Source organism: Streptomyces sp. NPDC041940 (genome assembly GCF_055589465.1).
The window spans coordinates 38,321-52,478 of sequence record NZ_JBVJBP010000021.1 but is presented as its reverse complement, the minus strand read 5'-3'; the positions used below and the strand labels follow the sequence as shown (position 1 = coordinate 52,478).

General features: G+C 70.7%; 12 protein-coding genes. 4 read left to right on the top strand and 8 right to left on the bottom strand.

Features of this window, described 5'->3' with window-relative positions; genetic code table 11:
* Position 1: 1 nt before the first annotated feature.
* The 8 genes from ACZ6I3_RS29685 to ACZ6I3_RS29650 form a co-directional block, all read right to left on the bottom strand.
* Positions 2–685 (bottom strand): response regulator, encoded by a 684-nt coding sequence (locus ACZ6I3_RS29685; protein WP_469418744.1) that lies wholly within the window; start codon positions 683–685, stop codon positions 2–4.
* A gap of 133 nt (positions 686–818) precedes the next feature.
* Complete coding sequence (locus ACZ6I3_RS29680; protein WP_469418742.1) at positions 819–1,487, bottom strand: potassium-transporting ATPase subunit C; 669 nt, start codon at positions 1,485–1,487, stop codon at positions 819–821.
* 5 nt (positions 1,488–1,492) lie between these two features.
* A complete protein-coding gene (gene kdpB, locus ACZ6I3_RS29675; protein WP_469418741.1) occupies positions 1,493–3,586 on the bottom strand; it encodes a potassium-transporting ATPase subunit KdpB in 2,094 nt (697 codons plus the stop codon).
* Between the two features lie 23 nt (positions 3,587–3,609).
* Positions 3,610–5,289: a potassium-transporting ATPase subunit KdpA gene (gene kdpA / locus ACZ6I3_RS29670; protein ID WP_469418739.1), complete on the bottom strand. Its 1,680-nt coding sequence runs from the start codon at positions 5,287–5,289 to the stop codon at positions 3,610–3,612.
* 7 nt (positions 5,290–5,296) lie between these two features.
* Positions 5,297–5,386, bottom strand: coding sequence for a K(+)-transporting ATPase subunit F (gene kdpF / locus ACZ6I3_RS29665; RefSeq protein WP_469418737.1), 90 nt, complete (start codon positions 5,384–5,386; stop codon positions 5,297–5,299).
* 248 nt (positions 5,387–5,634) lie between these two features.
* On the bottom strand, positions 5,635–7,476 hold the full coding sequence (locus ACZ6I3_RS29660) for an APC family permease (RefSeq protein ID WP_469418736.1): 1,842 nt from the start codon (positions 7,474–7,476) through the stop codon (positions 5,635–5,637).
* A 273-nt stretch (positions 7,477–7,749) separates the two neighbouring features.
* The gene (locus tag ACZ6I3_RS29655; RefSeq protein ID WP_469418735.1) at positions 7,750–10,248 is read right to left on the bottom strand and encodes an ATP-binding protein; all 2,499 of its coding nucleotides are present in this window, start codon (positions 10,246–10,248) and stop codon (positions 7,750–7,752) included.
* Between the two features lie 190 nt (positions 10,249–10,438).
* On the bottom strand, positions 10,439–10,612 hold the full coding sequence (locus tag ACZ6I3_RS29650; protein WP_469418734.1) for a hypothetical protein: 174 nt from the start codon (positions 10,610–10,612) through the stop codon (positions 10,439–10,441).
* A 166-nt stretch (positions 10,613–10,778) separates the two neighbouring features.
* Between ACZ6I3_RS29650 and ACZ6I3_RS29645 the strand changes: the two genes are divergently transcribed.
* The 4 genes from ACZ6I3_RS29645 to ACZ6I3_RS29630 all read left to right on the top strand — a co-directional run bounded on the left by ACZ6I3_RS29645 (position 10,779) and on the right by ACZ6I3_RS29630 (position 14,151).
* Positions 10,779–11,174: a TOBE domain-containing protein gene (locus tag ACZ6I3_RS29645; protein WP_468192257.1), complete on the top strand. Its 396-nt coding sequence runs from the start codon at positions 10,779–10,781 to the stop codon at positions 11,172–11,174.
* Between the two features lie 195 nt (positions 11,175–11,369).
* Entirely contained in the window at positions 11,370–12,209 is an 840-nt protein-coding gene (gene modA / locus ACZ6I3_RS29640; protein ID WP_469418732.1) for a molybdate ABC transporter substrate-binding protein, read from the top strand.
* Positions 12,206–13,069: a molybdate ABC transporter permease subunit gene (gene modB, locus ACZ6I3_RS29635; protein WP_469418731.1), complete on the top strand. Its 864-nt coding sequence runs from the start codon at positions 12,206–12,208 to the stop codon at positions 13,067–13,069. Before modA ends, modB begins: the two co-directional genes overlap by 4 nt.
* Positions 13,066–14,151: an ABC transporter ATP-binding protein gene (locus ACZ6I3_RS29630; protein ID WP_469418730.1), complete on the top strand. Its 1,086-nt coding sequence runs from the start codon at positions 13,066–13,068 to the stop codon at positions 14,149–14,151. The genes modB and ACZ6I3_RS29630 overlap by 4 nt, the downstream gene beginning before the upstream one ends.
* Positions 14,152–14,158 lie beyond the last annotated feature (7 nt).

Here is a 14,158-nt window from a genome sequence, read left to right as displayed (position 1 = left end):
TTCACCCTTCGAAGCGGTAGCCCATGCCGGGCTCGGTGATGAGATAGCGGGGGTGGGAGGGGTCCGTCTCCAACTTGCGGCGCAGCTGGGCCATGTAGACGCGCAGGTAGTTGGTCTTGCTGCTGTGCGAGACGCCCCAGACCTCCTGGAGGAGGTGCTGCTGGGTGATCAGCCGGCCCGGACTGACGACCAGGATCTCCAGCAGATGCCACTCGGTCGGCGTGAGCCGCACGTCCCGCCCGTCCCGGACGACCTTCTTGGCCAGCAGGTCGATGCTGAAGTCCGCCGTCTCGACGAGCGTCGTCTCGGGGACGAGCGGCGCGTCCTCGGTACGGCGGACGGCGGCCCGCAGCCGGGCCAGCAGTTCGTCCATGCTGAACGGCTTGGTGATGTAGTCGTCGGCGCCCGCGTCGAGTGCCGCCACCTTCTCCTCCGACCCCTGGCGGGCGGACAGGACCAGGATGGGCATACGGCTCCAGCCCCGCAGGCCCTTGATGATGTCGACGCCGTCCATGTCGGGCAGGCCGAGGTCGAGCAGGACCACGTCGGGCTGACCCGCGGCGGCGAGCCGGAGGGCGGTGGCGCCGTCGGGGGCGGCGTCCACTCCGTACTTGCGTGCCTGCAGGTTGATGACGAGGGCTCGCACGAGCTGCGGGTCGTCCTCCACCACGAGCACCCGGGTCATGGGTGTGTGCCTCTCCTGTCGTGCGTCGGGCCGTGCGCGCCGGAGGCGGGGCGGCCGACTTCATGGCGGCGGGAGCCGGCGGGTCCGGGATGTCTCCCGGGCCGCCGGCTCCCCTCCGGTTCGCGCAAGGCCGTCACTTCGTCGCTGCGAGGTCCTTGAGCGCGATGTTGAGTTCGAGGACGTTCACCCGGGGTTCGCCCATGAAGCCCAGCGTGCGGCCCTCGGTGTGCTCGTCGACCAGCTTCTGGACCTGGGCGACGCCCAGCCCGTTGCGCGCGGCGACCCGGTGGACCTGGAGGTCGGCGTAGGCCGGGGAGATGTTCGGGTCAAGCCCGGATCCGGAGGAGGTGACCGCGTCGGCGGGGATGTCCGACGGCTTGACGGTGTAGCCGGACACGGAGTTGTCCTTCACGACCGCTGCCTTGGCGTCCGCCACCTGCCCGACCAGGTCCTTGTTGTCGGCGGACAGGTTGGTGGCACCGGACAGCAGCAGCTCGTACCGCGTGTTGATGCTGTTGGTGCCGAGCCCGTTCGCCGGCCGGCCCTGGAACCACTTCAGGTCCGGATCCGGGGTCTCCTGGCCCTTCTTCAGCGGCAGGTCGTACGACTGCCCGATGAGGGACGACCCGACGACCCTGCCGTCCGCCTTGATCTCGGAGCCGTTCGCGTTGCCGTTGAAGAGCGCCTGCGCCACACCCGTGACGGCCAGCGGATAGAGGATGCCGGTGAGCACGGTCAGTACGAGCAGGGCCCGCAGGCCCGCCCCGAGCAACCGGGCGGTGTTCGCGAGGGAGTTGTTCATGGCCTTCAGCCGATCCCGGGGATGAGGGAGATGAGCAGGTCGATGATCTTGATGCCGATGAACGGCGCGATCAGCCCGCCGATGCCGTAGATGGTCAGGTTGCGGCGCAGCAGCTTGTCGGCGCTGACCGGCCGGTAGCGCACGCCCTTCAGCGAGAGCGGCACCAGGGCGATGATGATCAGCGCGTTGAAGATCACGGCCGACAGGATCGCGGAGTCCGGTGAGGACAGGCCCATGATGTTGAGCCTGTCCAGGCCCGGGTAGACCGCCGCGAACAGCGCCGGGATGATCGCGAAGTACTTCGCGACGTCGTTGGCGATGGAGAACGTGGTCAACGCGCCCCGGGTGATGAGGAGTTGCTTGCCGATCTCGACGATCTCGATGAGCTTGGTCGGGTTGGAGTCGAGGTCGACCATGTTGCCGGCCTCCTTGGCGGCCGACGTACCGGTGTTCATGGCCACGCCGACATCCGCCTGGGCCAGCGCGGGGGCGTCGTTGGTGCCGTCGCCGGTCATCGCGACGAGCTTGCCGCCCGCCTGCTCGCGCTTGATGAGGGCCATCTTGTCCTCGGGGGTGGCCTCGGCGAGGAAGTCGTCGACCCCGGCCTCCTCGGCGATCGCCCTGGCCGTCAGCGGGTTGTCACCCGTGATCATGACGGTCTTGATGCCCATGCGGCGCAGCTCCTCGAACCGCTCGCGCATGCCGTCCTTGACGACGTCCTTGAGGTGGATCACGCCGAGCACCCGGGCGCCGTCGACGTCCTCGACCGCGACCAGCAGCGGGGTGCCGCCGGCCTCGGAGATCCGGTCGGTCAGCACCTGTGCGTCCTCGGCGACTTCACCGCCCTGTTCCGTCACCCAGGCGACGACCGAACCGGCCGCGCCCTTGCGGATCTTGCGCCCGTCGACGTCCACGCCCGACATCCGGGTCTGTGCGGTGAAGGCGATCCACTCGGCCCCGGCCAGCTCGCCCTGGTGGCGCTCGCGCAGTCCGTACCTCGCCTTCGCCAGGACGACGATGGAGCGCCCCTCGGGCGTCTCGTCGGCCAGCGACGACAACTGCGCGGCGTCGGCCAGCTCGGCCTCGGTGGTGCCGCTGACCGGCACGAACTCGGCGGCCTGCCGATTGCCGAGCGTGATGGTGCCGGTCTTGTCGAGCAGCAGGGTGGAGACGTCACCGGCGGCCTCGACCGCCCGGCCCGACATGGCGAGCACGTTGCGCTGCACCAGCCGGTCCATGCCGGCGATGCCGATCGCCGACAGCAGTGCGCCGATGGTCGTCGGGATGAGACAGACCAGCAGTGCCACCAGCACGATCATCGTCAGATCGGTGCCCGCGTAGTCCGCGAACGGCGGCAGCGTGGCGCAGGCCAGCAGGAAGACGATCGTCAGCGAGGCGAGCAGGATGTTCAGCGCGATCTCGTTGGGCGTCTTCTGCCGTGCCGCGCCCTCGACCAGGTTGATCATCCGGTCGATGAAGGTCTCGCCCGGCTTCGTCGTGATCTTGATGACGATCCGGTCCGAGAGCACCTTCGTACCGCCGGTGACCGCGCAACGGTCGCCGCCGGACTCCCGGATGACCGGGGCCGATTCACCGGTGATCGCCGACTCGTCGACCGAGGCGACGCCCTCGACGACGTCACCGTCGCCGGGGATGGTGTCGCCGGCCTCGCAGACGACCAGGTCACCGATCTTCAACTCGGTGCCGGGTACCCGCTCTTCGGAGTCGCCGGTGAGCCGGCGGGCGACCGTGTCGGTCTTGGCCTTGCGCAGGGTGTCGGCCTGGGCCTTGCCCCGGCCCTCGGCGACCGCCTCCGCCAGGTTGGCGAAGACGACCGTCAGCCAGAGCCAGGCGCTGATGGTCCAGCCGAACCAGTCGCCGGGGTCCTTGAAGGAGAAGAGGGTGGTCAGGACCGAGCCGATCCACACCACGAACATCACGGGGGACTTGACCATCACCCGCGGGTCGAGCTTGCGGAAGGCGTCCGGCAGGGATCTGACCAGCTGCTTGGGGTCGAACAGGCCGGCGCCGACCCGGCCCTCCTTGTGCCCGGTGGGTACGTCGTCGTGCGGCGCCCGGGTCGGAGTGGCTGTGGACATCTTTTCACTTTCCGTACGGGTGGTCATGACGCCAGCCCCTCGGCGAGCGGCCCCAGCGCGAGGGCGGGGAAGTACGTGAGACCGGTGATGATGAGGATCGCGCCCACGAGCAGGCCGGTGAACAGCGGCTTCTCGGTGCGCAGGGTGCCCGCGGTCTCGGGCACCGGCTTCTGCCCGGCGAGCGAGCCGGCCAGCGCCAGGACGAACACCATCGGCAGGAAGCGGCCGAGGAGCATCGCGAGTCCGGTCATGGTGTTGTACCAGTCGGTGTTCGCGTTCAGGCCGGCGAAGGCCGAGCCGTTGTTGTTGGCGGCGGAGGTGAAGGCGTAGAGCACCTCGGAGAAGCCGTGCGCGCCGGAGTTCAGCATCGAGTTCGGCGGGGTCGGCAGGGCCAGGGAGACGGCCGTGAAGACGAGCACCAGGGCCGGGGTGATGAGGATGTAGCAGGCCGCCAGCTTGATCTCGCGGGTGCCGATCTTCTTGCCCAGGTACTCGGGCGTACGGCCGACCATCAGGCCGGCGATGAACACCGCGATGACCGCCATGATCAGCATGCCGTACAGGCCGGAGCCGGTACCGCCGGGCGCGATCTCGCCCAGCATCATGCCCAGCATGGTGATGCCGCCGCCCAGGCCGGTGAAGGACGAGTGGAAGGAGTCCACCGCGCCGGTCGAGGTGAGCGTGGTCGACACCGCGAAGATCGAGGACGCTCCGACGCCGAAGCGGACCTCCTTGCCCTCGTACGCCCCGCCCGCGGCCTGGAGCGCCGGGCCGTGGTGGGCGAACTCGGTCCACATCATCAGGGCGACGAAGCCCAGCCAGATCGTGAACATCGTGGCGAGGATCGCGTAGCCCTGCTTCACCGAGCCGACCATGACACCGAACGTGCGGGTCAGCGCGAACGGGATCACCAGGATCAGGAAGATCTCGAACAGGTTCGAGAAGGGCGTCGGGTTCTCGAAGGGGTGGGCGGAGTTGGCGTTGAAGTAGCCGCCACCGTTGGTGCCGAGCTCCTTGATGGCCTCCTGCGAGGCGACCGCGCCGCCGTTCCACTGCTGCGTCCCGCCCATGCCGTGCCCATTAAAGAATTGTCCGACCTCGTGGATCCCGGAGAAGTTCTGGAGCGCGCCGCACGCCACCAGCACGATGGCGGCGACCGCGGCGAGCGGCACCAGGACGCGTACGACACCACGCACCAGGTCGGACCAGAAGTTGCCCAGCTCACCGGTCCGCGAGCGGGCGAAGCCCCGGACGAGCGCCACCGCGACGGCCATGCCGACGGCGGCCGAGACGAAGTTCTGCACGGCCAGACCGGCGGTCTGCACGACGTGCCCCATGGTCTGCTCGCCGTAGTACGACTGCCAGTTGGTGTTGGTCACGAACGACACGGCCGTGTTGAACGACTGCGCCGGATTGACCGAGTCGAAGCCGAGCGAACCCGGCAGGATGCCCTGGAGCCGCTGGAGCAGAAACAGGAAGAGGACACCGACGGCCGAGAAGGCGAGGATCCCGCGCAGATACGCGGGCCAGGTCATCTCGGTGTCGGGGTCGGCACCGATGCCCTTGTAGATCCACTTCTCGGCACGCAGGTGCTTCTTCGAGGAGTAGACCTTGGCCATGTAGTTGCCGAGGGGGATGTAGGCGAGCGCCAGCGCCGCTATGAGGGCGAGCAGCTGGAGCACACCCGCGAGTACGGGACCCATCTGTGTCTCAGAACCTCTCCGGGAAGATCAGGGCGAGGACGAGATAACCCAGCAGTGTGACGGCCACGACCAGGCCGACGACGTTCTCGACGGTCACAGCTTCGTCACCCCCTTGGCGACGAGAGCCACCAGCGCGAATCCCGCGATCGTGACGATAACGAAGGCCAGATCGGCCATCGCGAACTCCTGGAGTGAGGTTCGGGAAGTACGGACGTATCGAGGAAAGCGCGTCTGTGGCCGGATCCGGTCGTCCGTTGACGGCTCTCTTACGGCGGGACCCAGGGCCTTGACGGGTCTCTTACGCCGCCCGGGCCCCGGGCCGTGAGCGGGCGCCTTGTCGTGGGGTCACAGGAGCCGGAAGCGGAGCCGGCAGATCACCGCGTCGGTCTCGCGCCGCACGGCGTGTGCGACGACCGCGCCGCGCTGGTTCTGCAGCAGCCGCTGCCACAACCGCTCCGGCTCGGTCTCCGGGATCAGCACGGTGACCTGTGTGCCCGGCTCGGCGGCGGCCACCTCACGGACGTACGCGGCGATCGGACGGCCCAGGCTGCGCCGCTCGCTGGTCAGCCGGACCAGGGGCACCCCGGGGTCCCATCCCGCCCAGGAGCGCTCCAGGGCGTGCAGCTGGGCCCGGTCCTCGGCGTCCGGGTAGCACACGGTGACCGCGTGCACCTCGTCGCCGAGGGAGGCCGCGGCCGTGAGGGCCTGCGAGGTCAGCCTGGACAGGGACGAGACGGGGACGATCACCAGGGAGCGCTCGCGGTGCGGGGGTTCCGGTATGCGGCCGAGGCCGAGCCGCTCGCCGATCCGGCCGTAGGCGCGGTGCACGGTCTCGAAGGCGACCACGAGCAGCGGCAGGGCGATCACGATCAGCCAGGCGCCCTCCCGGAACTTCTCCACGGTGACGACGACGGTGGCGACACCGGTGAGCAGCGCGCCGAAGCCGTTGAGCAGCGCCTTGCCGCGCCATCCCCTCCCCCGCTCCAGTCGCCAGTGCCGGACCATGCCGACCTGCGCGATGGTGAAGCCGACGAAGACACCGATCGCGAAGAGCGGCACGAGGGTGTTGGTGTCGCCGCCGGAGAAGACGAGCAGCGCGGCCGAGACGAGGGCGAGGGCCAGGACACCGTGGCGGTGGACCTGCCGGTCGGCCTTGAGGGCGAAGACGTGTGGCGCGTAGTTGTCGCGGGCCAGCAGCTTCAGCAGCACGGGCAGGCCACCGAAGGAGGTGTTCGCCGACAGGGCCAGCAGGATCATGGTCGCGAACTGGATGACGTAGAAGGCCCAGTTGTGGCCGAGCGAAGCGTCCGCGAGCTGGGCGAGGACCGTGACGCCCTCGACCGGCTGCAGATGGAAGCGGCCGATCAGCACCGACAGACCGATGAGCATCACGCCGAGGACGGCCCCGAGGGCGACCTCCGCGCGCTGCGCCCGCTTGACGCGCGGGACCCGGAAGGACGGGACGGCGTTGGCGATGGCCTCGACCCCCGTCAGCGCGGCACAGCCGGAGGCGAAGGCTTTCAGCAGGAGCAGTGCCCCCACGGTGGTCGCGTTGTCCGAGACGACCGAGGCGTGCCCGGCCGCGGTCATCGTGCTCACGGGTTCGGAGCGGAACAACCCGACGGCGATGAGGACGAGGACCGAGCCGACGAAGACGACCGTCGGCACGATGAACGCCCTGGCGGACTCCACGATCCCCCGCAGGTTGACCCCCGTGATCAGGGCGAGCACCGCCAGGCACAGCCACAGCCGGTCGTCGTAGAGGGCCGGGAAGGCCGAGGTCAGCGCCGCCACCCCGGCCGTGACCGCCACGGCCACGTTCAGGACGTAGTCCAGGACCAGCGAGGCCGCGGCCACCAGACTCGTGCGGGCGCCCAGGTGGGTCCTCGCGACCGCGTAGGAGCCGCCGCCGTCCGGGAAGGCGGCGATCACCTGCCGGTACGAAGCGACCAGTACCGCCAGCAGGGCGGCGATGGCCAGCGTCACCGGCATCGTGAAGCCCAGGCCGTGGGCACCCGCGGCGGCCAGGACGAGAACGATCGCCTCGGGCCCGTACGCCACCGACGCCATCGCGTCCAGCGAGAGGGCGGCGAGTCCGGTGACGGAGGTCAGCCGGTGGCGTTCACCGGTATCGGGCGGTTCCTCGCCGGCGGGGACGGCATCGGACTCGGTGGTCAGGACGGACATGGATGCGGGCTCCTTCTTCCTCGGCCGCGCACGAGGGCTGGCGTGTGCGCGGTCGCATCCAGGTTGGGTCCGTATCCGGCCGCCTCCGACGGTTCCTTGCGGCATCTTCGCGCTCAACCGGCCGACCCTGACGCGGCCTTGACGCGCGTGTGACGTGGGCGACTGCCGGATACCGGTGTCCTGTGCGCCGTGGCCGAGTGGACGGGGCCTTCGCGTCGGCTGGTGCGACGCAAGCATCGCGTGGGGGCGGACCTGCTGGTGTCGGTCCGCTGCTCACGCGCCTCCCACGCTCGGCCCAGCTCCCACCGCTTTCGCCGCTTCCGTGGCGCACGGCAGCGACACGACCATCGTGAGGCCGCCGCCCGGGGTGTCCTCGGGGGTGAGCGTGCCGTTCATGGCCTCGGTCAGGCCCCGGGCCAGAGCGAGTCCGAGACCGAGGCCGGTGGTGTTGTCGGTGTCTCCCAGCCGCTGGAAGGGCTCGAAGAGCCGCTCCCGGCCGTCGGCGGGCAGACCGGGCCCGCGGTCCACGACCCGCAGCTCGACCCGCCCCGCCAGAGCGCTGGCGGTGACCATCACCTTCTCGCCGGGCGGGGTGTGGCGGGCGGCGTTGCCGACCAGGTTGGCGATCACCCGTTCCAGCAGCGGCGGGTCGGCCAGCACCGCCGGGATCTCCTCCACGTCGGCCACGTTCACGTCCGGGACGTCCGTCAGCGCCATGGGCAGCACCTCCTCCACCGAGGTGGGGCGCAGGTTCAGGGTGAGGGCCCCCGCCTCCAGCCGGCTGAGGTCGAGGAGGTTCTCCACCAGGCGGTTGAGCCGGGCCATGGACTCGTCGGCGGTGGCGAGGAGTTCGTCACGGTCCTCGGGGGAGAACTCGACGTCGCGGCTCCGCAGGGAGGCGACGGCGGCCCAGCCGGCGGCGAGCGGGGTGCGCAGGTCGTGGCCGACGGCCCGCAGCAGCGCCGTACGCAGTCGGTCGGCGGCCTTCACCGGCTCGACCTCGGCGGCGGCCTCGGCGAGCCGGGCCCGCTCGACGGCCGACCCCACGTGCGCGGCGAACGCGGCCAGCACCCGCCGCTCGGACGACGACAACGTGCGGCCCCGCAGCGCGAGGAAGGCGCCGGGACCCGCGGGCACGACCGTCACGCCGGCCGTGTCGAGGGACTCGTCCACCAAGTCGGCCGACTCCATGCCGAAGGTCTCGCGGGTCCGCTCCAGCAGGGCCGGAATCGTGGCCTCGCCCCGCACGATGCTGCCGGCCAGGGACGACATGGTCTCCGCCTCGGCCGTCGCGCGGGCGGAGCGACGCGACAGGCGCAGGGAACGGTCCACGACCGCGGCCACGACGGCGGCCACGACCGCGAACACCCCGAGCGCGATCAGCGCGTTCGGGTCCTCCAGCGTGAACTGCCCGATGGGCGGAATGAACCAGTAGTTGAGCAGCAGGGACGCCGTCACCGACGCGATCACCGCCGAGACGACCCCGCCTATGCAGGCCACCCCCACCACGGCGAGCAGGAACAGCAACGCCTCGCTGGTCAGGTTCAACGCGCCCCGCAGCTGCGCGAGGACGGCCGTGAGGAGGACCGGCAGGACCAGCCCGGCCACCGGGCCGGCGATCAGCCGGGCCGTCGACAGCGTGCGCCGGCGCGACGGCGGGAGCGTGCCGCGTCCGGCCCGCTCGTGGGTGACCCGGTGGACGTCGATGTCGCCGGACAGCTCGGTCACGGTCTCCCCCGTGCCGGGGCCGGTGAGGAATCGCGCCAGCCGGCCGCGACGGCTCGTGCCCAGCACGAGCTGGGTGGCGTTCTCGGTGCGGGCGAACTCCACCAGTGTCGTGGCGATGTCGTCACCGACGACCGAGTGGTAGCTGCCGCCCAGGTCCTCGGCCAGGCGGCGCTGCCGGGCGAGCGAGGCGTGCGAGACACCGGCGGCGAGGCCGTCGCTGCGCGCCACGTGCACGGCGAGCAGTTCACCGCCGACGGACCGGTCGGCGATCCGGGCGGCCCTCCGGACCAGGGTGTCCCCCTCGGGGCCGCCGGTCAGTGCGACGACCACCCGCTCGCGGGTCTCCCATACCCGGCCGATGCCGTGCTGCAAGCGGTACTCCTGGAGCGCCTCGTCGACCCGGTCGGCCACCCACAGGAGCGCCAGCTGCCGCAGCGCGGCCAGGTTGCCCGGACGGAAGTACTTCGCGAGGGCCGCGTCGACCTTCTCGGGGGCGTAGACGTTGCCGTGCGCCATGCGCCGGCGCAGGCCCTCCGGCTCCATGTCCACCAGCTCGATCTGCCAGGCGCGCCGTACGACCTCGTCCGGCACGGTCTCGTGCTGGGGGACACCGGTGATCTTCTCGACCACGTCGTTGAGGGACTCCAGGTGCTGGATGTTCAGCGCGGTGGTGACGTCGACACCGGCGTCGAGCAGGGTCTCGATGTCCTGCCAGCGTTTGGGATTGCGGCCGTCGCCGGGGATGTTGCTGTGGGCGAACTCGTCGACGATCACGACCTGCGGGCGGCGGGCGAGGATCGCGCCCAGGTCCATCTCCTCGAACCGTCGTCCGCCGCGGTGGCCGCAGGACACCCGGGGGACGGTTTCCAGGCCGGCGAGCATCGCCTCCGTGTGCGGGCGCCCGTGGCACTCCGCGAACCCCACCACCACATCCGCCCCGCGTGCGGCGCGACGCCGCCCCTCGTCGAGCATCCGGTAGGTCTTGCCGACCCCCGGTGCCGCCCCGAGGTAGACCTTCAGCCGTCCGGGCCGTACGTCACTCATCGCTGCCCGCGCACTCCGCTCACTGGCTCAACTCCCCTGTGCGGAAGGGTTCCTCCAGGGCTCTTCCTCCCAAGGAAGCCGCTTCGCGGGGCGGACGGCGCGGTTGTTAGCGGTTCCTTGGCGCCGGTCCCCGGGACCTTGACGCCACCTTGACGTGACCTGGCCGGGCAGGGTGCGGCCAGGTGCGCGGTCAAGGGCGGTAGACCAGCTCGATGATGACGGCGATCATGAACATCCACGCTCCCAGACCGATGACCCAGAGCAGATCACCGGCGATGCCGCCGGCGAGCACGGCGAGCCCAGCGGTGCCCAGCACGATCACCAGTCGACGGACACCGCGGTCGGGGAACCAGTCAATAGCCACGCCGTCAGCGTCTGGAAGGCCGGTCGTCCAGCGCAAGCGATGCCCTGAATACTGTCGAGTTCTTGACGCGGCGGGGAAGCCGCGGCCGGCCGGGAGGGCTGTCCGGCCCTCGCCTGGGCGGTGCATGGGGAAGGGCCGCCCCGCAGATGGGCCTATCTTGGCCCGCATGCAGTCATACACGATCGGCCAGGCAGCCCGGCTGCTCGGCGTGAGTCCGGACACCGCGCGACGGTGGGCGGACGCGGGGCGAATGGCGACCCATCGCGACGAGGGCGGGAAGCGGCTCATCGACGGGAAGGACCTGGCCGCGTTCTCCGTGGAGCTGGCCAAGGGCGGGAACGGTGAGGAGGACGCCTCCTACACCTCGGTGCGCAACGCGTTCCCCGGCATCGTCACCGCGATCAAGCTCGGCGACGTGGCAGCCCAGGTGGAGATCCAGGCAGGACCGCACCGCCTGGTGTCCCTGCTGACGCGGGAGGCCGTGGAGGAGCTGGGCCTGGAGGTCGGTATGGAGGCCACCGCCCGGGTGAAGTCGACGAACGTGCACATCGACCGCGTCTGAGCGAGAGGCGGTGGTGCCCGTGGCCCTGGCCGGGGAGTTCGCTCCGGGGACCATCCTCGATCCACCGTCCCGTACAAACGCACATGCCATGCTGATATCCGAAGAGTCCAGCTCATGCGATACGACAGGGGACTTTCACCTCGCATCTGCGGAAGTATAGTTGTGTCCGTCAAGAGCAGAGGGAGTGGACCCGTGATGACCCGTACCGTGCGCCGGACCCGCCGGATGCTGCAGGTGACCGGCGCAGGTGCCGCCGCGCTGCTGGCCCTGAGCGCCTGCTCGTCCTCCGGCGACTCCTCGTCGGCGTCGGACTCCTCGGCCTCGGACTCCTCGGCGTCGGCCTCCGGCTCGCCGGAGCTGTCCGGAGAGGTGACCGTCTTCGCCGCCGCCTCGCTGAAGGAGAGCTTCACGACGCTGGGCAAGGAGTTCGAGAAGGCCCACCCCGGCACCAAGGTCACCTTCAGCTTCGGCGGCAGCGACGCGCTGGCCGCGAGCATCACCGGCGGCGCCCCGGCCGACGTGTTCGCCTCCGCCAGCCCCAAGACGATGAAAATTGTCACGGACGCCGGAGACGCCTCCGGCACGCCCGCCACCTTCGTACGCAACCAGCTGGAGATCGCCACCCTGCCGGGCAACCCCGACAAGGTCGCCTCCCTGAAGGACCTCACCGGCGCGGACCTGAAGGTCGTGCTGTGCGACAGGACGGTGCCGTGCGGCGCCGCCGCCCAGAAGGCCCTGGACGCGAGCAAGCTGAAGCTCACCCCGGTCTCCTACGAGGAAGACGTCAAGTCCGCCCTCAACAAGGTGGTCCTGAAGGAGGCCGACGCCGCGGTCGTGTACAAGACCGACGTGAAGGCGGCCGGTGACAAGGTGGAGGGCGTGGACTTCCCCGAGTCGGCCGACGCCATCAACGACTACCCCATCACCCTCCTCAAGAGCTCGGAGAACACCGGGACCGCCAAGGCGTTCATGGAGCTGGTTCAGTCCGCCGAGGGCCAGAAGGTCCTGAACGAAGCCGGATTCCTCAAGCCGTGACCTCTCCCTCCCCGGACAAGGCCGACGCCGCGGACACCCTCACCGGTGGCTCGCGGCGCCGCCGCGTCGTCAGGGGCGGTCGCGGGGGCGCACCGCTGCCCCTCCTCCTGCCGGCGCTGATCGGCCTGGCCTTCCTGGTCCTGCCGCTCGTCGCCCTGCTGGTCAGGGCCCCCTGGCGCAGCATGCCCGACCTGCTGACCAGCACGGAGGTGTGGCAGGCCCTCCAGCTGTCCCTGGTCTGCGCGACGGCGGCGACCGCTGTGAGCCTGGTGATCGGGGTGCCGCTGGCCTGGCTGCTGGCCCGGGTCGACTTCCTGGGCCGCGGGCTCGTGCGCGCCCTGGTGACCCTCCCACTGGTCCTGCCCCCCGTGGTCGGGGGTGTGGCGCTGTTGATGGCGCTGGGCCGCAACGGAGTCGTCGGCAAGTGGCTGGACACCTGGTTCGGGGTCACCCTGCCCTTCACCACCACGGGAGTCGTGATCGCGGAAGCCTTCGTGGCGATGCCGTTCCTCGTCATCAGCGTGGAGGGCACGCTGCGCGCCGCCGACCCGCGCTACGAGGAGGCCGCCACGACGCTGGGTGCCTCCCGCTTCACCGCGTTCCGCCGCGTCACCCTGCCGCTCATCGCTCCGGGTATCGCGGCGGGCGCCGTCCTGGCCTGGGCCAGGGCACTGGGCGAGTTCGGCGCGACCATCACCTTCGCCGGCAACTTCCCCGGCCGCACCCAGACCATGCCCCTCGCGGTCTACCTGGCCCTGCAGAACGACCCGGCGGCGGCGATCGCCCTCAGCCTGGTCCTGCTGGCCGTGTCCATCGCCGTACTCGCCGGCCTGCGCGACCGCTGGATGACCGCCTCATGACCGACCCCGAGAAGACCGCCGTCGCCGCTCCCGACCGGACCGGCGAAGGACTCGACGGCCGGCTCGTGGTCGAGCGCGGCTCCTTCCGTCTCGACATCACGCTGACCGCGGCCCCCGGAGACGTCGTCGCCCTGCTCGGCCCCAACGGCGCGGGCAAGACCACGGCCCTCCGTGCGCTGGCCGGCCTCGTTCCTCTCACCGGCGGCCATCTCCATCTGGACGGCGCGGACTTGGACCGTATGCCTCCGGAATCCCGGCCGGTCGGGGTCGTCTTCCAGGACTACCTGCTCTTCCCTCATCTGTCCGCCCTGGACAACGTGGCCTTCGGGCCGCGCTGCCACGGGGCGACGAAGGCGGAGGCCCGCGCCCAGGCCGCCGCATGGCTGGAACGCCTGGGGCTGACCGAGCACGGCTCCGTGAAGCCCCGCCGCCTCTCCGGCGGACAGGCCCAGCGTGTCGCCCTCGCGCGCGCCCTGGCCACCCACCCCCGCCTGCTCCTCCTCGACGAGCCGCTCGCCGCCCTCGACGCCCGCACGCGCCTCGATGTCCGCGCCCAGCTCCGCCACCATCTGGCCGAGTTCGAGGCCGTCGCCGTCCTCGTCACGCACGACCCGCTCGACGCCATGGTGCTCGCCGACCATCTCGTCGTCATCGAGGACGGCCACATCGTCCAGCGGGGCACCCCCGCCGACATCGCCCGCCGCCCGCGCACCGACTACATCGCCCACCTGGTCGGCCTCAACCTCTACCGGGGCGAGGCCGAAGGACACACCGTCCACGTCGACCACGGATCGGCGGTCACCACCACCGAGGACCTCACCGGCCCGGTCTTCGTCGCCTTCCCCCCGAGCGCGGTGACCCTCTACCAGGACCGCCCCAGCGGCGCCAGCGCCCGCAACGTGTGGTGCTGCGAGGTGGCCGGCATGGAAACACACGGCGACCAGATCCGCGTCGCACTCGCCGGCGAGCTCCCCCTGGCCGCCGATCTCACCACGGTCGCCGCGGCCGAACTCGACCTGCGCCCCGGAGCCACGGTCTGGGCAACGGTCAAGGCGGCTCAGACGCACGCGTATCCGGCCTGAAGAGTCA